Here is a 21,622-nt window from a genome sequence, read left to right on the forward strand (position 1 = left end):
TCACCCAAAGACAGCCGTAACAAGATCGAGGAGCCCGCGTTTGATATCCTCGTCATCTGTCAGAGGTTCGATCATGGCGGCAAGGATGGCGCGGTCGGTGGACATTCCTTGTGCGATCAGTGTCGCGGCATAAACAACCAGTCGGGTGGAAACGCCTTCCTCAAGATCCTGACCCTTGAGCCCGCGCAGCTTACCCGCCAGCCGCACCAGCGGCTTGCAACGTTCCAGCGGCAGACCGCTTTCCTGTGCAACCACTTCGGCTTCCATCTGCGCGGACGGGAAATCAAACTCCAAAGAGATGAAGCGTTGCCGAGTCGAAGGTTTCAGGGTTTTCAGGATATTCTGGTAACCGGGGTTGTACGACGCCACCAGCATGAAGCCATGTGCGGCCTCAAGCTCTTCGCCGGTGCGGTCGATTGGCAGGATGCGCCGGTCATCGGTCAGCGGGTGCAGAACGACAGTCACATCCTTACGGGCCTCGACCACCTCGTCGAGGTAGCAGATCGCGCCTTCGCGCACTGCGCGGGTCAGGGGGCCATCGACCCAGACGGTTTCCCCGCCTTTCAGCAGATAACGGCCAATCAGGTCAGCAGCCGCCAGATCATCATGGCAGGCTACGGTATAAAGCGGGCGGCCAAGTTTTGCGGCCATGTGGGCCACAAAGCGGGTCTTGCCGCAGCCCGTCGGACCTTTCAGCAGAACTGGCAAGTCGTTGTTATAAGCCGCGGTGAACACATCGCATTCATCGCCTTGGGGCAGGTAGAAGGGGGCGTTTGCCGCCCCCTCATTCAGTTTTATGGAGCCATCCATATCCATCATCACTCCGCAGGGGTTTCGGCGGCGCCGGGTTCAATAACTTCTTTCCGGGGAACCCAGATCGAGTAGATGAACAGCAGCGCGCCAAGGACCACGACGATACCGGAACCCAGACGCATCCAGTAGAAGATTGCGATCTGGTCTTGTACGTCCATGAAGTAATCTCCGACCACACGTTGCATGTGCGTCTGCACGGTTCCGCCGAAGGTCAGCACGAAGGTCATAAAGACCATACCGCTGGTCATCAGCCAGAACGATCCCATGTTCAGCACCTGATTGTAAGGATCACGGTTCTTGAGGATCGGCATCGCATAGCTGAAGATCGCCAGGTTGAGGCAAACATAGGCTCCGTAGAAGGCCAGGTGACCGTGGGCCGCAGTGATCTGTGTGCCGTGGGTATAGTAGTTTACCCCGTGCAGCGTATGCAGGAAGCCCCAGACACCAGCACCGAAGAAGGCAAGCGTTGCGCAGCCCAGCGACCACAGCAGAGCGGCCTTGTTGGGATGGTCACGACGGCCTTTCCAGACCATGACGAAGGCAAAGGCCATCATCGCGAAGAACGGGATCACCTCGAGGCTTGAGAAGATCGACCCAATCCACTGCCAGTAACCGGGGGTGCCGATCCAATAGTAGTGGTGACCTGTTCCAAGAATTCCCGAGAACAGTGCAGCGGCCACGATGACATAAAGCCATTTTTCGACCACCTCACGGTCCACACCGGTCAGCTTCAGCATCAGGTAGGCCAGGATCGACGCCATGATCAGTTCCCACACACCTTCGACCCACAGGTGTACAACATACCACCAGTATTGCTTGTCCAGAGACAGGTTGCCTGGGTTGTAGAAGGCAAACAGGAACAGCAGCGCCAGACCCCACAGGCCCAACAACAGGATATTGGTGATTGCAGTCTTCTTCCCCTTCAGAACGGTCATCGACACATTGTAAAGGAACATCAGAGCGGCAACGACGATACCGGCCTTGACCCATTTGGGTTGCTCAAGGAACTCGCGCCCCTCTTTGCCAAGCAACCAGTTGCCTTCGAACAGGTTGAAGACATAGGTCAGAACCACGCCCAACGTACCGACCACAAGGATGATCAGCTGCAGATAAGCCAACTTGGGCGAATGGATTTCACGCTCGGCCTCTTCCGGGATCAGGAAATAGGCCGCACCGAAAAAGCCCAGTATCAACCAGACGATCAGCGCGTTGGTGTGCAGCATCCGCACGATGTTGAACGGCAGAAGCTCGCTCAGGAAGTTAGGCGACACATAGATCAGACCAGCCAGCAGCCCGCCGATCACCTGTATCGCGAACAGTGCCATGGCTACCGCAAAGTAGGCATAGGCGATTTTTTGGGATTCGTATTTCATTGCTCCATTCCCCTTCTCAGCCAGCCTCGTTGGGCGGCCAGTCCTGAGCGTCGATGTTGTCCGTCCAGATCAGGAAGTTGGTCAGATCCCGGATCTCTTCATCGCTGAGGTTGAATTGCGGCATCTGCCGACGACCGGGAATGCCGGTGGGTTGTGCCTCCATCCAGCCCTTGAGGGATTCAAAGGCCGATTCCGGGTCGTCCAACACGCCCCAACGTGTCATCACATTGCCGACCTCAGGGGCAAAGTACGCCCCTTCGCCAAGGATCGTGTGGCAGTTGATACAGGCGTGTTTTTCCCAAACATGTTTGCCCCGAACCACACTTTCGTCGAGCTTCGCGGCATTTTCGGAATTGACGATATACAGATGTGAATGGGCTGATAGAGCCAGAAAGATGAGGATGAAGAACAGTGACCCGCCATAGAATATGTTGCGAGCCATGCTCTTTGTCATGACTTCTCGCATCGCGCTCTCCTTTGCGCAGATTAGCTAGTGCAGGCAACATGACGTGCGGGTCACAGGGCTGCCTTAACGAAAGTCAAGACTTCTAAAGTATCCTCAGGAACGAGATCAGAGATCCGCAAACACCGAGAATAACGAAATGACCTTAGGGTCGCCTTGAAATCTGAGGCAATTGTGAACACTTTCGCGTCGACTTCTTGATATACCGGACGTAATCAACCACCTGAGAAAAGGTGAAAATTCCGCTTCAAAGATTGATGGGCAAAAATGGCGAACTATTCCTATATCGGTTATACACCCGGTGTCATCACGGTGAATACGATTGGGCCGGACACGGTTACGTTGGATGTCAATTTTGATCCCGACACGGATCGTCGTTTGTTCAGCGTGACTGACGCAGCCGGTGGTTTTATTCAAAACGGCGGCGGACCACCTATCCCCGATACAGGGGATGTTTTCAACGGTGACCGCTTTGACAACGAAGACGGTGATGACCTGACGCAGACCGGTACTATCACCACCCTCGATGGTTCGACCACCTTTCTAAGCGGCCCAATATACCTGGAAGAATCCTACGTTCTGTCCAAACCAGGCGGGGGCACAATTACTGTATATCGCGTCGAAGTTGACGGCGTATTGGGCGGCTATATTACCTCTGAACCTCTTGTGCCCGGTACGACCTACTCGATGAACATCGTGAACGTCACGCCGACCAATGCGCCCGACACAACTGACCCGGCTGCCATCATTGACGTGCCGTGCTTTACTGCCGGAACACTTATCATGACGCCAGAAGGTCCGATGCCCATCGAGGATCTGAAGGTGGGTGACATGGTCGTGACTGCCGACAATGGACCGCAACATATACGTTGGATCGGAACGCGGCATCTGGATCAAGCGGCGCTTCGCGCCCGTCCCAGGCTGAAACCCATTCGGATCGAGGCCGGTTCACTGGGCGATCGGTTACCACGGCGCGACCTGCTTGTTTCGCCACAGCACCGTATCCTGGTTCGATCCCGGATCGCCGTCAGAATGTTTGACACCGAAGAAATCCTTGTTCCGGCCCACATACTTGTTGCCAGCCCCGGAATCTGTGTCGCAGACGAAACCGTGTCAGTCACGTATTTCCATTTGCTGTTCGACCGTCATGAAATCATCTACGCGGAAGGGGCCCCGTCAGAGAGCCTGTTCACTGGTGCGCAGGCCCTGTCCAGCGTTCACCCTGACGCCCGAGAGGAGATCTTCACTCTGTTTCCGGAACTGGCTAAACCGGGGCACGTCCCTCAGGCTGCGCGGCAAATACCCGCAAAAGGAAGACGCGCACGCGCGCTCGTCCAGCGTCACGTCAAGAACGAACGCCCCTTGATATCCTGAAACGGCAAGCCGCGGCGAAACGAACGGCTCAGCCCTGCTTTGTTGCGCGCGGGCCTGTCAGCGCGGGCCACATGGCAAACAGGTACAACCCAATTGCGGCAATCCATAGCCCGTCAGCCGTCAGCATGGCCACCATATAGCCACCCGCCAGCCCGGACCCCAGCCAGCGGACCAAAGCCGCCGCCGCCATAAGCCCGTATCCGACCGCCATGGGCGACGGTGCAACAAGGGGGCGGCCACTGTGGCCAAGGGCGGCGCGGCTCATGACGGCAAGGGTCATGCCACCAACGCACCCGATCCCCAAAATGTGCAGCGCGCCGATCTCATTGCCATATCCGATGACGGCAGACCCCCACAGCAACAACCCAAGGGCCAGCATCATCAGGCCCAGGTGCAAAGCAATCAGGATCGGCTGCCGCAACGCCCAACCCGCTCTCCACCGTGCCATGCGCATCAGCTGGGCGCCGCCCAGCAACAACGCGCAGATACCTGCCAAGGAAATACTGCCCAAGGTCAGAACCAACAACGGCAGCACAAGGGCAAGCGCCATCACGGCCTTTTCCAGCGCCGCGTTTGAAACCGGCCACAGGGCTTCGGGAACACCGTCGCGTTTCATTGCATTGCGCGTAAAGGCCGGAGTAATACGTCCCCCCAGTATCGCTATCATTGAACACAAGGTCAGCAGCCCTGCTCGCACGCCGGTATTCAACGTGTCTGCGGCGACACCTATCCATTCCAGATGAACCATCAGGTTGGCCACCCACACCAAACTCAGAAGATACAGAAATATCATGTTCTGTGGCTTGGGCCTTCGTACCAGCTGGCTGGCAATTTTCAGGACAAGAATCGGAACAAAGCTCAGGTCAACAATCGCGACGGTAATCGGAGAGAGCGATCCTGAAAACCACACCGCCAACCGCCCCGCCATCCAGATCAGCGCTACGATCGTGACAAAGCGCGCCCGCACTTCGGGCGTGCCGGTCCAGTTCGGAACCGCGGTCAGAAAGAACCCACCCAGTGCTGCCGTTGCATAACCAAAAATCATCTCATGGGCATGCCACATGACCGTGGGCATTCCATAACTTTGCTCGGCATAGGGTAAGAGCCCATCCAGTGAGGCCAGCCAAACACCCCAGGCGACACCAGCAAACACACCATAAAGACCGGCAGAAAGGAAAAATACCCGAAAGCCTTCGCTGAAAATGCGCGATATTGCAGATGACATGCCTGCTCTCCATGGCCCATCTCGTCCTTCAACAAGCAGTACTGTCCGACGGGATTCGGGCACTTAACCGAAATCAAGACGACAAAAACATGTGCGAAAAAAACAGGTTTTATTGCTGAAATCTGCGTCTGGTTTTTGCCCAAAGAACGAAGTTAGCGCCGCGCCCGTTGACTTTGGTCAAGGATGACAATCCCGTGATGGATCAGTCTCCGCATTGCCTCACCACGCAAATGGAGAGTGATCATGTCACTTGGAATCAGCTACAACAAGACCGGCCGCGCTTTTGGGGTCGGATTGGCAATGTTGTTGGGCAGCGTCGCTGCTCCAGCTTTTGCCGACGAGCCAACACTTAGCGACGAAGCCTTTGAAGCTTCGAAACAACTGTACTTTGAACAATGTGCAGGCTGCCACGGGGTTTTGCGCAAAGGCGCTACCGGTAAAAACCTGGAACCGCATTGGAAGAAGACCGCAGCCGACGGCACCGTAACCGAAGGCGGCACCCTGAAACTGGGTCAGGAACGCCTTGAGAAAATCATCGCCTGGGGAACTGAAGGCGGGATGAACAACTTCTCGGACATCATGTCCGAGCAGGAAATCAAGGACATGGCGACCTACATCATGATGGAGGCCCCAAAGCCGCCTGAAATGTCGCTGGAACAGATGAAGGCAACCCGCAAGGTTTACGTCGAAGAAGCAGACTACCCGACCGAGCCGCTTCACGGCCGCAACTGGGAAAACTTCTTTGTCGTCATCGAACGCGATGTGGGCAAGGTTGCCGTCATCGACGGTGACACGAAAGAAGTGCTGACGCATATTCCGACCGGCTATGCCGTGCACGTCCTGAAGGCTTCGGAACATCACAACATCACCGAACCCGAAACACCTGGACGTTTCTGGTACACAATGGGCCGTGACGGCAAGATGACCAAGATCGACCTCTGGCAAACGCCGGACAAGATGCTGGTTTCGGAAGTCAAGATCGCCTATGACGCGCGCGATGTCGCCGTGTCCGGTGACGGCAAATACGTCATCGGTGGTGGGTACTGGCCGCCTCACTTTGCGATCGTTGATGCGCAGACCATGGAGCCGGTCAAAGTCGTTTCGACCCGTGGCACAAACGTAGATGGCGAGTATGTGGAAGAAGCCCGTGTGGCCGCTATCTACACCACGCCGAACGAACCCACCTGGATCGTTGCCGTGAAAGAGCTGGGTCAGCTCTGGCAGGTTGACTACACCGACCTCGACAACTTGCGGATTGACAAGATCAACTCGGCCAAGTTCCTGCATGACGGGTTCTTCGACCCGACAGGCCGGTACTTCCAGATCGCGGCAAACGCATCGAACAAGATGGTCGTTGTCGATACCGAAACGCACAAGCTTGAGGCGATGATCGACACCGCTGCCCTGCCGCACCCCGGCCCGGGCGCGAACTGGATTGACCCGAACTGCGGACCTGTGGCGGGCACAACCCACCTGGGTGTCGGTACCGTGACAGTCTGGGGCAACGACCCAGAAGGTCACCCGGATCAGGCGTGGAAAACCTGTTACGAGGTGGAAACCGACGGCCCCGGCCTGTTTGTCCGCACCCATCCGAACTCGGATTACATCTGGGCTGACCAGACCAAACACCCCGAGCCGGAAATTCAACAATCGGTTCAGGTCATCTCGAAAGAGACCGGCGAGATCGTGAAAACGATCCAGATCACCGAAGATGAAGGCAGCGCCGCTGTTCACTTCGAATTCAACGCCGATGGTACCGAGGTTTGGGTTTCCAAGTGGAACCTGTCGGATTCGAAAGAACCCAACGGGCAGATCGTGATCTTCGACGCCAAGACATTGGAAGAGATCGGTCGGATTGACGGGCTTTACGCCCCGACCGGCAAATTCAATGTCCACAACCGGTCGAACCACGTCACCTGACGGGTTCGCAACTTAAACCGGAAAGGGCGGGCCCCTCGCCCGCCCTTTCCTCGTTTGACAGATCCGCCAAACTCACCGGCCTGCCACCAAAGGCCAGATAAGACAGCCAAAACGGAGCCCGGATATGACTTCCGAACCGGATAAGAAAAAACCGATCTGGCGCCGGTATTTCCTGTGGGGAATGCCCGTGGCCGGCATTGCTGCGGCCTTTGCCGCCGGCATCATCTTCTGGGGTGGGTTCAACACCGCCATGGAAGCCACAAATACCAAGGAATTCTGTGTCTCGTGCCACGAGATGCGGGATTTTGTTTATGCGGAATATCAGGGCACGATCCACGACGTGAACCGGTCGGGCGTTGGTGCGGTCTGCTCGGACTGTCACGTGCCTAAGGACTGGACCCACAAAATCATCCGCAAAATAAAAGCCTCGAAAGAGCTTTATGGAAAGATGGTCGGCACCATCAACACCCGAGAGAAATTCGAAGCCAAGCGCATTCATCTTGCCATGAATGAGTGGGAGAGGATGAAATCAACGGACTCGCGTGAATGTCGAAACTGCCATGACTTTGAATCGATGATGCCTGAATTCCAGCGTCCGCGTGCACGTCAGCAGCACCTGAACGCAATGGAAACCGGTCAGACCTGTATCGACTGCCACAAGGGCATTGCGCACTCGAACATCCGAGACCGCGCCTCCGACGAATATCTGGAAGAGCTTGAAGCGCCAAATCCGGCCTTCATTCGACCAATTCCGTCAGAATACCTTGCCAGCCTTGAGCGGATCGAAGCCAAGGAAGCTGCCGAGGCCGAGGCCGAGAAAGCTGCAAAAAAAGCCCAGCAGGAGGCCGTTCAGGCCCAGATTGCGGCAGCAGTTGACGCCGCTGTCGCGGAAGAGCGGGCAACGGCTGCAGCCGATGGTTCGGCAACACCTGCCAGCAATGAAAGCGGCGATGTCGGAGGCAACATCGACTGGAATGCAGTGGCCAGTGCCGACTTGAAACTGTTCTATCCAGGCCAGGCGTCGTTTGAATGGGTGCAGAACGGAAAAACCCATGGCGGGGCCCGTCCGCTGACCAAAGGTGGCGATCAATGTTCGACCTGTCATGCCAAGGAACTGGATGCGATTGGTACCAAGATCGTTGCCGGTGGCGAGCTGGAACCCACTCCGATCCCCGGCAAACGCGGTGTGATCGACGCAACCGTTCAGGCGGCACATGATGACGAAAACCTGTACATCCGTCTGCAATGGCCGGATGCGGGGCACAACCCTGCTCCGTTTGTCGATGGCGGCAAAATGGATCCTGAAAACCAGATCAAAGTCGCTATGATGATCACCGGAACCGGTATCGAGCTGGGCGATCAGGTCGGGTGCTGGGCGTCGTGCCACGCCGACAACACCTATATGCCCTTTGCGCCTGAGGCCGATGCAATTGCCGCAAACGGGGATGCTTCCGGTCGCCTGACCGCTCAGGACACCGTGACCAAGTACCTCAGCGAAAGCCGCACCGAGATCGAGATCAAAGGTCGAGGCGGCAAGGCTTTGGGCGGTTGGGACAAGTTGCAGGCCGCCGAACAAATCGAGCAGTATCTGGCTGATGGTACCTATCTTGACCTAATGCGTGTCTACGCGGACGGCAGCGCCACAAATGGTTACCTGCTGGAACAGCGGGTGGTCAATGATGGTGAGATTGCAGCCTCAGCAAACCTGTCTGGTGGCATGTGGACGGTTGTTTTCACACGTCCGCTGAACTCAGGCGCACCCGGCGATGTCCCGCTGGAGGCCGGTCAAACCTATACGGTCGGTTTTGCAATCCATGATGACTTTGCCGCCGCACGGTTCCACCACGTAACGCTGGATACCAGCCTAGCGCTCGACGACGACAGCGCGTTTATCAACGTGGTCAAGCAATAACAGTTTGGGGCCGGTTCTCCCGGCCCCAATTACTTTGGAAAGGAGACATGGACCATGAAACCCCACCGCCTTCTTCCCGCGCTGCTGCTTCTTGCCGCGCCAGCCTGGTCAGATGAAACCGCCGAGATCTGCGCCGAAGCCGAAGAACGTTATGTCGAGCTGTTCGGCCACCCCTCGGCCTCGGTCGAGGACGCCAAAGTGGTTTTGATGTACAACTACAATTTCTGCCCGTTCGAACTGACCGTAAAGGCAGGTACAACTGTCCGATGGGTGAATGTCGACAAGCGCACCAGCCACAGTGTGTTGCTGAAAGATGGCAGCGAACCCGAAAGCGACCGGTTGTTCCCGGAAGAAACGGTTGAAATGACCTTCCTGACACCTGGCCCTCAGGATTATCTCTGCGGGCCCCATTGGGAGACACAGAACATGATCGGGGTGATCACTGTCGAGCCCTGATCCCGGGTGTTTTCATAGGCTGAACAGAGGGGCGCGGGCGCAAATCCCGCGCTCCTTAACTTATGTCAAGGAGGTTGGTTTTCGATTGCGCCAATCTGCCCTCATGACACGCCCGGCCTACCCAGCAACGTCCCGCAAAAGCATTGGATTCGCGCAGGAAACCCCGGGTTTCGAAGACATTCAGACCCAGCGAGTTTGAACATGAGCGGTAAGGTTTTTCTGATTGGTGCAGGCCCCGGCGACCCCGAGCTGATGACGCTGCGTGCCCTGCGAATGCTGCAGGAAGCAGATGTGGTGGTCTATGACAGGCTGGTGTCTGCTGATATCCTGAATCTGCACGCCGAAGGCGCGCGGCTGATCCCTGTTGGGAAAGCGCCCAAATGCCACACCGTCCCACAGGACCGGATCAACGAAATCCTTCTGGAAGAGGCCAGCGCAGGTCACACGGTCGCCCGTCTGAAAGGTGGCGATCCGATGATCTTTGGCCGCGGCTCGGAAGAAGCCGCTTATCTGATGGCCCATGGCGTGGCGGTCGAATACGCACCGGGGATAACGGCGGCGCAGGGCGCGTCCTGCTCGACCGGCGTGCCGCTGACCCATCGCGGTCTGGCCACCTCGGTTCAATATGTTACCGGACACCGGCAGGCAGACAAAGTGCTGGATCTGGACTGGAAACGCCTGGCCGACCCGGACACGACACTGGTGGTCTATATGGGTGTGGCCAATATCGGCCAGATCGCCATGGGGCTGATGACCGAAAACCTGCCAGGATCAACACCGGTTCTGGCCATCGGAAATGCGACGACACCTGATGAACACCGGCTGGTGTCACGGCTGGACCAATTGGCCAACGACGTGCGCACCTCCGGGCTGAAGGCGCCAACGCTTTTCATCATCGGCAAAGTTGTCTCACTTTACGCCGAACAGCCCATGGCGGACGTTCTGGAACGGGCCCATGGCTAAGCTGGGGTGCAGAAATCGTGTGCCGTGCCCCGCGCCGAACGGAAATGTGCCCGGCCGTGCGGGGTGGGTTGCCCGAACTTTTCTGACAACTGCGGTTCTGGCTGCAACGTCCGCCTTTGCTGCCGATGTCATTGATCCCAACGCACTGAAAAGACTTGTGCATCAGGACTGCGGCTCGTGCCACGGACTGTCGCTGAAAGGCGGCCTGGGGCCCGATCTGCGCTCGAATACACTGAAGCATTACGACGCCGAGGTTTTGACCGGTGTCATCCTTGACGGCATCCCCGATACGGCGATGCCCCCGTGGCGGCCCCTGATCAGTGAAGAAGAGGCCGAATGGATTGCCCGATACCTGCTGGAACAGGAGGCACGATGAAACACCTTATCCTCAGCCTTGCGGCGACATTGATGATGACCACGGCCCAAGCCGAGCCAATGGCGACTGGAGACCTTGGGCTGGTGATCGAACGTGCCAGCGGATCGGTCCTGCTGGTGGACCAGTCCGACCGCGCCGCTCTGGCCCGGATAGAAGGACTGGGCGATCTGTCCCACGCCTCGTTGGTCTATTCACCGGATGAACGTTTCGCCTATGTCTTTGGCCGCGACGGTGGCCTGACCAAGGTTGACATTGTCACCCGCCAGATCGTGAACCGCGTTGTGCAGTCCGGAAACGCCATTGGCGGCGCGATCTCGGACGATGGTACGCTTGTGGCGGTATCGAATTACGAACCCGGCGGTGTGCGCGTGTTTGATGCGCAAACGCTGGAGATGGTGGCTGACATTCCCACTGGCAGCAAAACGATTGGTCTGGTCGACGCGCCGGGCCGCCGCTTCGTTTTCACCATGTGGGACACGGGCGAGACATGGATCGCGGATTTCGCACAAGGCGCGCCCGAGATTACCAAGATCCCCGATATCGGCAAGAACCCTTATGACGCGCTGATCACTGCCAATGGCCGCACCTATATCACCGGCCTGTTTGGCGAGGATGGTCTGACCGCTCTTGATCTGTGGTCCGACAACCCGGAACCGATCCGCGTTCTACCCGGCTATGGCCGTGGTCAGGAGGAAATGCCGGTCTACAAGATGCCCCATCTGGAAGGTTGGGCGCTGACAGGGTCCGAATTTGTCTTGCCCGCCGTTGGCCACCACGAGGTTTTGTGGATCGACGCCACCACCCTGACCGAGACCGGACGCACGCAAACCTACGGACAGCCGGTCTTTGCCATGGCCCGCCCGGACGGGCGGCAGGTCTGGGTTAACTTTGCCCACCCGCTGAACGATACCATTCAGGTCATCGATACCGTCAGCAAACAGATCATCCACGAATTCAAGCCCGGCCCGGCCGTTTTGCACATGGAATTCACACCGCGCGGGCACGAGGTCTGGATCAGTGTGCGCGATGCGAACAAGGTCATGGTTTATGACACGCGTAGCTTCGAAAAACTACGTGAGATCGAGGCCGAAAGCCCGTCGGGTATCTTCTTTACCGCGCGTGCGCACAAAACGGGTCTGTAAGTCATGCAACACATTACAGACCCGATCGACCGCCGCTTGCTGGATGAATTTCAGCGTGATTTCCCGGTGACCGAACGCCCGTTTCAGGTTCTTGGAACCGCTCTTGAACTGGACGAAAGCGAAGTCATCCACCGCCTGACCAGAATGCGCACCACAGGCCGCATCACGCGGGTTGGCGCAACCATCACGCCCGGCGTGGTGACGGCCAGTACGCTGGCGGCAGTGTCCGTCCCGGAGGAGCGGCTGGAAGAGGTCGCCGCCCTGATCGACGCCGAACCGGGTGTAAACCACAATTATCAGCGTGAGGATACCTGGAACCTCTGGTTCGTTGCAACCGGCCCGGATCGGGCGCATGTGGATGCTACCCTCGCACGGATCAGCCGGGTCACCGGGCTGCGGGTGCTGGATTTGCGGCTGGTGCGCCCTTTCAACGTTGATCTTGGGTTCCGCATGATCGGCGGGGTCAAAACCGTGCCTACAGCACGCCAGGTGGATGCAACTGCGATGCGCGAGGGTGATCGGTGTCTACTGCAGACGCTGAGTTCGGGACTGTCTCTGGTCGCTGAACCCTATGCAGATTTGGCACATTCACTGAACCGGGACGTTGATGATGTGATGGCGCGAGTCATCACGTTGCATTCGGCCGGTATCATCTCGCGGCTGGGCGTCATCGTACGTCACCGGGCGCTTGGCTGGTCGGCCAATGCGATGGTTGTCTGGGACCTGCCAGCGGAGCAGGTCGATACAGCCGGCCCCGCTTTGGCGGCTTTCCCCGGGGTGACCTTGTGTTACGAGCGCAACCCGGTGCCCGGTGTGTGGCCATATCGCCTGTATTCCATGATCCACGCGCGATCCCGCAGCGAGGCTTTGGACGTGCTGACCCGTGCGACGGCCCTGCCAGAACTGACGGGTGCACGGAACAAGGTTCTGTTCTCAACCCGCTGCTTCAAGCAGACCGGCGCGCTGATTCAAACCAAGGAGGTCGCCGCATGATGCTGGACCAAACTGACCGTGCGATCCTGAACCGGATGCAAGACGATCTGCCACTGGTTTCACATCCTTACGCAACAGTCGCCAAAGAACTTGACCTGTCCGAGGCCGAATTGCTGGCGCGCCTGACGCGCATGAAAGAGACACGCGTCATCACACGTTTTGGGCCGTTCTTCGATGCCGCTGCAATGGGCGGTGCCTTCTGCCTCTGCGCGATGGCCGTTCCAGCCGGAGAATTTGAAGCCGTCGTGACCAAAGTCAATGCACACACCGAGGTTGCCCATAATTATGAACGCACGCACCGGCTGAACATGTGGTTCGTACTGGCCACTGAAACGCCCGAAGGCATCAGGGCCACAGCCGATGCAATCGAACGGGAAACGGGGATCGAGGTTCTTTGTTTCCCCAAACTTCAGGAATTCTACATCGGCTTTCGGGTGGCGGCATGATCGACGCAACAGACAGACTGATTATCCAAGCGCTACAGGGCGGATTGCCTCTGGTTTCTGCCCCATATGCTCAGGTTGCTGATGATCTGGGGATGCAGGAAGCCGATCTGCTTGAGAGGCTGTCAGCCCTCAAAGCGCGCGGCGTAATCCGCCGCATCGCGGCCGCCCCCAACCACTACAAGCTGGGCATGACCTCAAACGGTATGACTGTCTGGGATGTCGAAGATGACCGCATCGCCGAATTGGGCGCCCAGATCGGTGCTCTACCCTTTGTCACCCATTGCTATGAACGCCCGCGCGCCCTGCCCGACTGGCCCTACAATCTGTTTGCCATGGTTCACGGATCGGATCGGGATGAAGTCGAGAAAAAACGCGCCCAGATCACTATGATCCTGGGTGATGCCTGCCGGGCCAAGGATATCCTCTATTCCACGCGCATCCTGAAAAAGACCGGGCTGCGCCTGAAAAAGAAAGGCTGAGACGATGTTCCGCCTGACCGAATACATGCACCAGCTGGTCAAACCGACCCCGGTGCGAAAACGTCGCCCCGGTCCTGTGAAACCGGTTGTAATCTGGAACCTGACGCGGCGCTGCAATCTGAAGTGTCGTCATTGCTACACCGTCTCGGCGGATGTTGCGTTCCCGGGCGAGCTCAGCCACGAGCAAGCCATGGTAACCCTTGAGGATCTGGGCCAGTTTCGCGTCCCGGCCCTGATCCTCTCGGGTGGGGAACCACTGGACAGGTTCGATTTCTTCGACATTGCCAAACGTGCCCGCGAGCTTGTGCCGATGCTGGCGCTGTCGACCAACGGAACACGAATTCATGATGAAACAGCCGACATGATTGCCGACGTTGGCTTCAACTACGTTGGCATCTCGTTGGATGGGATCGGGGCCACAAATGACTGGTTTCGTGGTGTTGAAGGGGCTTTTGCCGACGCCCTGCGCGGTGTGCGCGAATGCAAGAGGCGCGGCATCAAGGTTGGCTTGCGGTTCTGCCTGACCGAAGGCACGCAGCATCACCTGCCGGACCTGCTTCAGCTATGCGATGACGAGGGCGTCGACAAGTTTTACCTGTCGCACCTGGTTTATGCCGGGCGTGGTGACAAGAACCGTGGTGAAGATGCCGAGCATCAGCGCACCCGCAAGGGAATGGATCTGCTGTTGGAGCGCGCGTGGGAGGCTGCCTCGGGCGGTCGCCCGCTGGACATCGTAACCGGCAACAATGACGCAGATGCGGGGTATTTTCTGAACTGGATTCGTGCGCATTTCGACGTTGACAAGGCTGCGCATGTCCGCGAGCATCTGGCCGCTTGGGGAGGAAATTCCAGCGGTTTGGGTGTGGCCAATATCGATAATCTTGGCCGGGTCCATCCTGACACCTACTGGTCTGATTACACAGTCGGCAACGTTAAGACGACATCGTTTTCCGAACTTTGGACCAGCGACGATCCGATGCTGGCCATGCTGCGCACGCGTCCGCGCCCCCTCAAGGGGCGCTGTGGGTCCTGTGAGCTAAAGGATGTCTGCGGTGGCAACACCCGCATCCGGGCCCTGCAACTGACCGGTGATCCCTGGGCCGAAGATCCGGCCTGTTACCTGACAAACGAAGAAATCGGTGTTGACGACGCAGGTGAGCGCCTGCGGGTCACGCCGTTCCGGGGGAAAAGCCATGATCCGGCGCATCAGTTCTTTTGATCCTGTCTGCTTTGAGCCTTCGACATGGGCGCCAGAGACACGTAACGGAGCCTCCGGCGGGAGTATTTTTGAAAAGATGAAGGTCGTGTTGATGTGTTCTGTACTGGGCGCCGGTGGTGCCTGGGCGGATGCACCAACGGATTATGCTGAACATTGTGCATCCTGCCACGGTGAAAACCGTCTGGGCGGCGTCGGCCCGGCCTTGATCCCAGAGACGCTCCAGCGCATGCGCGGGCCCCGCATCGCAGCGGTGATAGCCGAAGGGCGCGCGGCGACGCAGATGCCTGCTTTCTCGCACGAACTTGACGCTTTGCAGATTGAAGAGCTGGCAGGCTGGCTAAAATCACCGCTGGAAACCGACCCCGAATGGGGCGAGGCCCATATCATGGACAGCCGCACGCTGGATGACGGTTATATCCCGGTTGATGCGCCAGTGTGGGCCAGCGATCCGATGAACATCACTCTGGTGGTAGAAACCGGGGACCATCACGTCAGTGTGCTGGATGGTGACACGTTTGAGGTTCTGGACCGGTTCGAGACACCTTTTGCGGTTCACGGCGGGCCGAAGTTCAGCCCGGATGGGCGTTACGTTTTCATCATGTCCCGGGATGGCTGGGTTCAGAAATACGACATCTGGGCCCTGCAACAGGTGGGGCGCGTACGGGCGGGGCTTAACAGCCGAAACATCGCAATGTCCGGTGACGGCAAGTGGCTGGCCGTTGCGAATTATCTGCCAAACAGTCTGACCCTGCTGTCGACCGAAGACCTGTCGGTGGCAAAAGTCATTGCGATCAAAGGAAAAGCGGGAAAATCAAGTCGTGTATCCGCGGTGTATCAGGCCCCCCCGCGCGAGAGCTTTGTTCTGGCGCTCAAGGATGTTCCCGAGATCTGGGAGGTCTTTTACGGAGCCAACCCGCCGCAATCCGGGTTGGGTCACGACTTCCGCATCGAAGGGCAGTTCAAGAACCCTGACCCCTTCCCGGTGCGCAAGATCACCACGCCCGACTATCTGGACGATTTCTTTTTCGATCAAAGCTATGAATACGTGATGGGTGCCGCGCGCGATGGCAAGGGCGGACAGGTGATCGACCTTGTTATTGGGCACAAGGTGGCCGATCTGGACTTGCCGGGGATGCCGCATCTGGGCTCGGGGATTACGTGGAAGCATGGCGATACGACCGTAATGGCCACACCGCATCTGACCGACGGCACGGTGTCGGTGATCGACATGGGGACTTGGGAAACGATCAAGCGGATCAAGACCGAAGGGCCGGGCTTCTTCATGCGGAGCCACGAGAATTCGCCTTACGTCTGGGCCGATGTCTTTTTTGGCCCCAATAAGGACGCTATGCATGTGATAGACAAGCAAAGCCTTGAAATCGTGAAGACTTTGCGCCCTGCCCCGGGCAAGACCGTGGCCCATGTCGAATTCACAAAGGATGGCCGCCACGCGCTGGTCTCGATCTGGGAAGATGACGGCGCGGTGATCGTTTATGATGCGCAGACGCTGGAAGAAGTGCGCCGCCTGCCGATGCGTAAACCATCTGGGAAGTACAATGTCTGGAACAAAATCACCTTCTCGGAAGGCACCAGCCACTGAGGGCAAATGGCCGGTCTGGAAACTGGCCATTCTGCTTTATCCAGCCACCATGTTGACCGTGGCCATCAACCTGTTTCTGGCCGGGCTGATCCTGCATAGCGCCGGTTTCGGGGTGATTGGACCGGTTCCGGCAATCCTTTGGTCAATACCTTTAGGCATACCCGCGTCCTGGTTGGCAGGGCGATGGGTGCGTGGGTTGATGGACGAAGCGGACGGCTGAAGGGAAATTCCAAAGGCCTGACGAAAGTCAAGTATCGGACAGGGAAAACCGCCTACGACTCGGGAAAGAATACCGAGTTGGATTCTCCATGCCTGCCTTTAACTCTTTCCACACCCTCCCTGTTCGCGCATTACGCGCGGCGTGTGGACTGGCAGGTATTTTCCTTCTGTTGTTGCAAATGCTTGGCCCGGTTCTGGCGAGTCCCGGTGAGAGCATGTGGGTGGAGATCTGCTCGGAGGCGGGCGCGGTCTGGGTTCAAGTTGACCTTGAAGAAGAAGGCGACAACGATCCAACCGCGCCCTGCCCGAAATGCGCGGACTGTGCGCTTTGTGCGGTGACGGTGTCAGCACCGATGCCGGGCGCTTTGCAGCCCGCAAGCGTCGTAAATGTTCAAAATGTACGCTTTGAACATGGGGGGCAGTGCATTTTGTACAGCCCCAAACACCTGTGGCCCGAAACCCGGGGGCCCCCGTTCACGACCCAAGAAGAATCTGAACGCGCCCCGCGCGCGTCCATGGCGTCTACCCAATTGATCGGAGGTGCGCCGTGGTTATAAGTCGCGCAATCCATTTCCTTCTGGCCCTCGTTCTGTCCTGCGGTGTTGCAATCAGTGCACGCGCCGACAGTCTTGCCAGCTTTCTTCCTGACATTGATCCGGCTGACCTGGCCCCGGGTGCCGACGCGTTTGGCCCGGTACGCAGCGACGTGAAGGTTGCCCCGGTCCTTCGGGGTGGCGAGACCATCGCGTGGGCTTTTCTGACTTCGGACTTTGTCGGAACGACCGGCTATTCCGGCAAACCCATTCACGTGGTTGCTGCCATCGACGCAGACGCTGTTCTGACCGGTGTTCAGCTGGTCAAGCATTCCGAACCCATCGTACTGATCGGCATTCCCAATTCCCGGATGGTTGAACTGACCGAAGGCTATGCGGGCCTTGACCTGAAACGAGAGGCCGAGACCGGGGGTGAGGGGCATGACCTAGACATTATCTCGGGTGCGACCGTGACGATCATGGTGATCGATGACAGCCTTGTGCGCGGAGGGATCAAAGTGGCCCGCGCGCTGGGGCTGGGCGGATTGTCTCCGGTACAGGCTGGCGGGCCGAAGCGCGAAGTCGATATGGCGCAGGATGCCATTTACGACTGGACCACATTGTCTGGAGACGGCTCGGTCCGGCGGATGACGCTGGATGTCGGGCAGGTCAATGCTGCCTTTGAAGCCACCGGGGATCAGCGCGCGATCAAGCGCCCCGAACCGGGCGAGCCGGATGACACCTTCATCGACATGCACATGGCGCTTGTTTCGGTGCCATCGATCGGCAAGTCGCTGCTGGGTGAGGCTGAATACCAGAACCTGATCAACTGGCTGGACGAAGGTGAACAGGCCATTCTGGTACTGGGGCGCGGGGCCTATAGTTTCAAGGGATCGGGCTATGTCCGGGGTGGGATCTTTGACCGGATTCAGCTGATCCAGGGCGACAGCTCGGTGCGGTTCTTCGACAAGCAGCAGCGCCGTCTGGGTGAGGTTGCCGCGCCAGATGCCCCCAGCTTTACCGAACTGGATATCTTCAAGATCCCCGCTGATGCCGAGTTTGACCCGGCCGAGCCGTTCCGCCTGCAATTGCTGGTGCAGCGTGCCGTCGGGGCGGTTGAAAAGACCTTTCTGACCTTCGATCTGGGATACAAGCTGCCGGAACAGTACCTGTTGCCCGTCACCACCCCATCGGTTGTGGATGATGCAACCGGCGAAGCGGCCGCCAAGGCCGCCCTGTGGCAGCGCATCTGGAAGGATCGCACCGTCGAGATCGCCGGGCTTGGTGTCATGCTGCTGGTGTTGACGGCGACGTTCTTCTTCCAGTTCCACGCCACGATGAATGCGCGCGTCTTTTACTGGTTCCGCATCGGGTACCTGACGATGACCCTGTTCTTCATCGGCTGGTATGCCAACGCGCAGCTGAGCGTGGTGAACCTGATGGCGCTGGCGGGCAGTTTACGCACGGGGTTCTCGTGGGATGCGTTCCTGCTGGATCCGCTGGTCTTCATCCAGTGGTTTGCCGTGGCCGCCGCCCTGTTGTTCTGGGGTCGTGGGGCCTATTGCGGCTGGCTGTGCCCGTTTGGCGCGCTTCAGGAGCTGACCAACAAGATCGCACGGGCGTTTAAAGTGCCGCAATGGACTTTGCCCTGGGGCCTGAACGAGCGGCTCTGGCCTGCGAAATACATGATCTTTTTGGGTCTTTTTGGTCTGAGTTTCGTCTCGATCCCGCTGGCCGAGCAATATGCCGAGATCGAGCCGTTCAAGACCGCGATCATTCTGAAATTCATGCGCGACTGGCCGTTTGTGGTCTTTGCGCTGGTCCTGCTGGGGATCGGGCTGTTCGTTGAGCGGTTCTATTGCCGCTATCTTTGCCCGCTGGGCGGAGCGCTGGCGATCCCTGCCCGTATCCGCATGTTCGACTGGCTGCGCCGCTATAACGATTGTGGCACGCCCTGTCAGACCTGCGCCAATGAATGCCCCGTTCAGGCGATCCACCCCACCGGTGAGATCAATCCGAACGAGTGCGTCACCTGCCTGCATTGTCAGGTGCTCTATCAGTCCGAGGACAAATGTCCCGTCGTTATCCGCCAACTGAAACGGCGGGCCAAGACCGGGTCGGTCACACCTAAGACCCCCCTCGGGCAACCACCGGCGAACCATCCGAACGCCAAACCGAAAACCGTTTCCTAAAAAGGAGGAACGACCATGTCGGACCAAGAAAACAAACTGAACATCACGCGCCGCGGAATGCTGGGGGCCACTGCCACCGGTGCCGTCATCGCCGGGACCGGTCTGGGATCGACCCTGATGACCGCGAAAGAGGCCAGCGCTGCCGCCAAGCAGCATCTGGAGCCGGGCGAGCTGGACGAATATTACGGCTTCTGGTCGTCGGGCCAGACCGGCGAACTGCGCATTCTGGGCGTGCCGTCCATGCGCGAGCTGATGCGGGTGCCTGTGTTCAACCGCTGCTCGGCCACGGGCTGGGGCCAAACCAACGAGTCGCTGAAGGTTCTGACCGAGGGCCTGCTGCCTGAAACCAAGGAGTTCCTGGCTGCAAACGGCAAGGTCACCTATGACAACGGCGACCTGCACCACCCGCATATGTCGTTCACCGACGGCACCTATGATGGCCGTTATCTGTTCATGAACGACAAGGCCAACACCCGCGTGGCTCGTGTGCGCTGTGACGTGATGAAATGCGACAAGATCATCGAGATCCCGAACGCGCATGACATCCACGGCCTGCGTCCGCAGAAATTCCCGCGCACCGGCTATGTCTTTGCCAACGGTGAGCACGAGGCCCCGCTGGTCAATGACGGCCAGATCCTTGATGATCCGTCACAATATGTGAACATCTTTACTGCCATCGACGGCGACACCATGGAAGTTGCATGGCAGGTGATGGTGTCGGGTAACCTCGATAACACCGACTGCGACTATCAGGGCAAATACGCCTTCTCGACCTCGTATAACTCGGAAATGGGTATGAACCTGGCCGAGATGACCGAGAACGAGCTGGACCATGTGGTCGTGTTCAACCTCAAAGGTATCGAAGAGGCCGTAGCGGCCGGGAACTATCAGGAACTGAACGGCGTCAAGGTCGTGGACGGGCGTAAAGAGGCGGGTGGAAACCTGACCCGGTACATCCCGATCCCGAACTCGCCACACGGTGTGAACGCTGCGCCTGACAAGAAACACATCATGATCAACGGCAAGCTGTCGCCGACCGTGTCCGTGATCGATGTGGAAAAGGTCGATGCGCTGTTCAGCGAAAACGCCGATCCGCGTTCCGCTGTTGTCGCCGAGCCGCAGCTGGGTCTTGGCCCGCTTCACACGGCGTTCGACGGCAAGGGCAACGCCTATACCACCCTGTTCCTGGACAGCCAGGTGGTGAAGTGGGACATCGCCAAGGCGATCGAGGCCTATGCGGGTGCCGATGTTGACCCGATCGTCGACAAGGTCGACGTGCATTACCAGCCGGGCCACAACTCGACCTCGATGGGTGAAACTGCCGAAGCTGATGGCAAGTGGCTGATTTCGATGAACAAGTTCTCGAAAGACCGCTTCCTGAACGTGGGTCCTCTGAAGCCCGAGAATGAGCAGCTGATCGATATTTCCGGCGACAAGATGAAGGTGGTCCATGACGGCCCGACCTTTGCCGAGCCGCATGACTCGATCATTGTTCACCGGTCCAAGGTGAACCCGGTCAATGTCTGGGACCGCAACGACCCGATGTGGGAAGAGGCGCGTGCGCAGGCTGCCGCTGACGGTGTCGATCTGGACGAAGGTGCCGAGGAACCGATCCGGGATGGCAACAAGGTGCGGGTCTACATGACCTCGACCGCGCCCGTGTTCAGCATGGAGAAGTTCACCGTCAAGCAGGGTGACGAGGTGACCGTTTATGTCACCAACCTGGACGACGTGGATGATGTGACCCACGGCTTCTGCCTGTCGAACTTCGGTATCGCGATGGAAGTTGCACCGCAGGCCACCGCCTCGGTCACGTTCATTGCAGACCGTCCGGGCGTGCACTGGTTCTATTGCCAGTGGTTCTGTCACGCGCTGCACATGGAGATGCGCGGCCGGATGTTTGTTGAGCCGCGGAGCGCATAAA

19 protein-coding genes are annotated in these 21,622 nt (G+C 58.2%); 15 read left to right on the plus strand and 4 right to left on the minus strand.

Going from position 1 to position 21,622, the window contains the following annotated elements; all coding sequences use genetic code 11:
- The 3 genes from ACR0BZ_RS14745 to ACR0BZ_RS14755 are packed head-to-tail and all read right to left on the minus strand — an operon-like array spanning position 1 to position 2,652.
- Entirely contained in the window at positions 1 to 810 is an 810-nt protein-coding gene (locus ACR0BZ_RS14745) for an AAA family ATPase (RefSeq protein WP_480774218.1), read from the minus strand.
- An 8-nt stretch (positions 811 to 818) separates the two neighbouring features.
- A complete protein-coding gene (locus tag ACR0BZ_RS14750) occupies positions 819 to 2,186 on the minus strand; it encodes a cbb3-type cytochrome c oxidase subunit I (protein ID WP_480920597.1) in 1,368 nt (455 codons plus the stop codon).
- A gap of 16 nt (positions 2,187 to 2,202) precedes the next feature.
- A complete protein-coding gene (locus ACR0BZ_RS14755) occupies positions 2,203 to 2,652 on the minus strand; it encodes a c-type cytochrome (RefSeq protein WP_209597154.1) in 450 nt (149 codons plus the stop codon).
- Positions 2,653 to 2,916: 264 nt separating this feature from the next.
- On the opposite strand from ACR0BZ_RS14755, the gene ACR0BZ_RS14760 reads away from it, so the two are divergent.
- Positions 2,917 to 4,023 carry a Hint domain-containing protein gene (locus tag ACR0BZ_RS14760; RefSeq protein ID WP_480920598.1) on the plus strand — a complete coding sequence of 369 codons (1,107 nt, stop codon included), beginning with the start codon at positions 2,917 to 2,919 and terminating at the stop codon, positions 4,021 to 4,023.
- 28 nt (positions 4,024 to 4,051) lie between these two features.
- Here ACR0BZ_RS14760 and ACR0BZ_RS14765 read toward each other — a convergent pair whose 3' ends face one another.
- Positions 4,052 to 5,248: an NnrS family protein gene (locus ACR0BZ_RS14765; protein WP_480920599.1), complete on the minus strand. Its 1,197-nt coding sequence runs from the start codon at positions 5,246 to 5,248 to the stop codon at positions 4,052 to 4,054.
- A gap of 243 nt (positions 5,249 to 5,491) precedes the next feature.
- On the opposite strand from ACR0BZ_RS14765, the gene ACR0BZ_RS14770 reads away from it, so the two are divergent.
- The 14 genes from ACR0BZ_RS14770 (at position 5,492) to nosZ (ending at position 21,621) form a co-directional block, all read left to right on the plus strand.
- The gene (locus ACR0BZ_RS14770) at positions 5,492 to 7,168 is read left to right on the plus strand and encodes a cytochrome D1 domain-containing protein (protein ID WP_480484314.1); all 1,677 of its coding nucleotides are present in this window, start codon (positions 5,492 to 5,494) and stop codon (positions 7,166 to 7,168) included.
- 124 nt (positions 7,169 to 7,292) lie between these two features.
- Complete coding sequence (locus tag ACR0BZ_RS14775) at positions 7,293 to 9,080, plus strand: NapC/NirT family cytochrome c (RefSeq protein WP_480920600.1); 1,788 nt, start codon at positions 7,293 to 7,295, stop codon at positions 9,078 to 9,080.
- Between the two features lie 54 nt (positions 9,081 to 9,134).
- Complete coding sequence (locus ACR0BZ_RS14780) at positions 9,135 to 9,536, plus strand: cupredoxin domain-containing protein (protein WP_480488725.1); 402 nt, start codon at positions 9,135 to 9,137, stop codon at positions 9,534 to 9,536.
- A 201-nt stretch (positions 9,537 to 9,737) separates the two neighbouring features.
- Positions 9,738 to 10,499 (plus strand): uroporphyrinogen-III C-methyltransferase, encoded by a 762-nt coding sequence (gene cobA, locus ACR0BZ_RS14785; protein ID WP_480920601.1) that lies wholly within the window; start codon positions 9,738 to 9,740, stop codon positions 10,497 to 10,499.
- Positions 10,492 to 10,875: a c-type cytochrome gene (locus tag ACR0BZ_RS14790; RefSeq protein ID WP_209507049.1), complete on the plus strand. Its 384-nt coding sequence runs from the start codon at positions 10,492 to 10,494 to the stop codon at positions 10,873 to 10,875. Before cobA ends, ACR0BZ_RS14790 begins: the two co-directional genes overlap by 8 nt.
- Complete coding sequence (locus tag ACR0BZ_RS14795; RefSeq protein ID WP_480920602.1) at positions 10,872 to 12,017, plus strand: cytochrome D1 domain-containing protein; 1,146 nt, start codon at positions 10,872 to 10,874, stop codon at positions 12,015 to 12,017. Before ACR0BZ_RS14790 ends, ACR0BZ_RS14795 begins: the two co-directional genes overlap by 4 nt.
- Before the next feature lie 3 nt (positions 12,018 to 12,020).
- Positions 12,021 to 13,010 carry a siroheme decarboxylase subunit beta gene (ahbB, locus tag ACR0BZ_RS14800; protein ID WP_480920603.1) on the plus strand — a complete coding sequence of 330 codons (990 nt, stop codon included), beginning with the start codon at positions 12,021 to 12,023 and terminating at the stop codon, positions 13,008 to 13,010.
- Positions 13,007 to 13,456 (plus strand): Lrp/AsnC family transcriptional regulator, encoded by a 450-nt coding sequence (locus ACR0BZ_RS14805; RefSeq protein WP_480920604.1) that lies wholly within the window; start codon positions 13,007 to 13,009, stop codon positions 13,454 to 13,456. Before ahbB (ACR0BZ_RS14800) ends, ACR0BZ_RS14805 begins: the two co-directional genes overlap by 4 nt.
- Complete coding sequence (gene ahbB / locus ACR0BZ_RS14810) at positions 13,453 to 13,935, plus strand: siroheme decarboxylase subunit beta (RefSeq protein WP_480920605.1); 483 nt, start codon at positions 13,453 to 13,455, stop codon at positions 13,933 to 13,935. The genes ACR0BZ_RS14805 and ahbB (ACR0BZ_RS14810) overlap by 4 nt, the downstream gene beginning before the upstream one ends.
- Positions 13,936 to 13,939: 4 nt before the next feature.
- Positions 13,940 to 15,154: a heme d1 biosynthesis radical SAM protein NirJ gene (gene nirJ / locus ACR0BZ_RS14815; RefSeq protein ID WP_480920606.1), complete on the plus strand. Its 1,215-nt coding sequence runs from the start codon at positions 13,940 to 13,942 to the stop codon at positions 15,152 to 15,154.
- Between the two features lie 91 nt (positions 15,155 to 15,245).
- The gene (locus ACR0BZ_RS14820; RefSeq protein ID WP_480920607.1) at positions 15,246 to 16,754 is read left to right on the plus strand and encodes a cytochrome D1 domain-containing protein; all 1,509 of its coding nucleotides are present in this window, start codon (positions 15,246 to 15,248) and stop codon (positions 16,752 to 16,754) included.
- The gene (locus ACR0BZ_RS14825) at positions 16,711 to 16,974 is read left to right on the plus strand and encodes a hypothetical protein (protein WP_209507042.1); all 264 of its coding nucleotides are present in this window, start codon (positions 16,711 to 16,713) and stop codon (positions 16,972 to 16,974) included. Before ACR0BZ_RS14820 ends, ACR0BZ_RS14825 begins: the two co-directional genes overlap by 44 nt.
- 546 nt (positions 16,975 to 17,520) lie before the next feature.
- Positions 17,521 to 19,698 carry a 4Fe-4S binding protein gene (locus ACR0BZ_RS14830; RefSeq protein ID WP_480920608.1) on the plus strand — a complete coding sequence of 726 codons (2,178 nt, stop codon included), beginning with the start codon at positions 17,521 to 17,523 and terminating at the stop codon, positions 19,696 to 19,698.
- Positions 19,699 to 19,713: 15 nt separating this feature from the next.
- Positions 19,714 to 21,621: a TAT-dependent nitrous-oxide reductase gene (gene nosZ / locus ACR0BZ_RS14835; RefSeq protein ID WP_480484303.1), complete on the plus strand. Its 1,908-nt coding sequence runs from the start codon at positions 19,714 to 19,716 to the stop codon at positions 21,619 to 21,621.
- The last annotated feature ends 1 nt before the right edge of the window (position 21,622 follow it).

The organism is Ruegeria sp. P8 (assembly GCF_056534665.1).

Coding starts and splice junctions, on each gene's coding strand:
- ACR0BZ_RS14745 (WP_480774218.1), bottom strand. CDS start 810: ATGGATGGCTCCATAAAACTGAATGAGGGGGCGGCAAACGCCCCCTTC.
- ACR0BZ_RS14750 (WP_480920597.1), bottom strand. CDS start 2,186: ATGAAATACGAATCCCAAAAAATCGCCTATGCCTACTTTGCGGTAGCC.
- ACR0BZ_RS14755 (WP_209597154.1), bottom strand. CDS start 2,652: ATGCGAGAAGTCATGACAAAGAGCATGGCTCGCAACATATTCTATGGC.
- ACR0BZ_RS14760 (WP_480920598.1), top strand. CDS start 2,917: ATGGCGAACTATTCCTATATCGGTTATACACCCGGTGTCATCACGGTG.
- ACR0BZ_RS14765 (WP_480920599.1), bottom strand. CDS start 5,248: ATGTCATCTGCAATATCGCGCATTTTCAGCGAAGGCTTTCGGGTATTT.
- ACR0BZ_RS14770 (WP_480484314.1), top strand. CDS start 5,492: ATGTCACTTGGAATCAGCTACAACAAGACCGGCCGCGCTTTTGGGGTC.
- ACR0BZ_RS14775 (WP_480920600.1), top strand. CDS start 7,293: ATGACTTCCGAACCGGATAAGAAAAAACCGATCTGGCGCCGGTATTTC.
- ACR0BZ_RS14780 (WP_480488725.1), top strand. CDS start 9,135: ATGAAACCCCACCGCCTTCTTCCCGCGCTGCTGCTTCTTGCCGCGCCA.
- cobA (WP_480920601.1), top strand. CDS start 9,738: ATGAGCGGTAAGGTTTTTCTGATTGGTGCAGGCCCCGGCGACCCCGAG.
- ACR0BZ_RS14790 (WP_209507049.1), top strand. CDS start 10,492: ATGGCTAAGCTGGGGTGCAGAAATCGTGTGCCGTGCCCCGCGCCGAAC.
- ACR0BZ_RS14795 (WP_480920602.1), top strand. CDS start 10,872: ATGAAACACCTTATCCTCAGCCTTGCGGCGACATTGATGATGACCACG.
- ahbB (WP_480920603.1), top strand. CDS start 12,021: ATGCAACACATTACAGACCCGATCGACCGCCGCTTGCTGGATGAATTT.
- ACR0BZ_RS14805 (WP_480920604.1), top strand. CDS start 13,007: ATGATGCTGGACCAAACTGACCGTGCGATCCTGAACCGGATGCAAGAC.
- ahbB (WP_480920605.1), top strand. CDS start 13,453: ATGATCGACGCAACAGACAGACTGATTATCCAAGCGCTACAGGGCGGA.
- nirJ (WP_480920606.1), top strand. CDS start 13,940: ATGTTCCGCCTGACCGAATACATGCACCAGCTGGTCAAACCGACCCCG.
- ACR0BZ_RS14820 (WP_480920607.1), top strand. CDS start 15,246: ATGTGTTCTGTACTGGGCGCCGGTGGTGCCTGGGCGGATGCACCAACG.
- ACR0BZ_RS14825 (WP_209507042.1), top strand. CDS start 16,711: ATGTCTGGAACAAAATCACCTTCTCGGAAGGCACCAGCCACTGAGGGC.
- nosZ (WP_480484303.1), top strand. CDS start 19,714: ATGTCGGACCAAGAAAACAAACTGAACATCACGCGCCGCGGAATGCTG.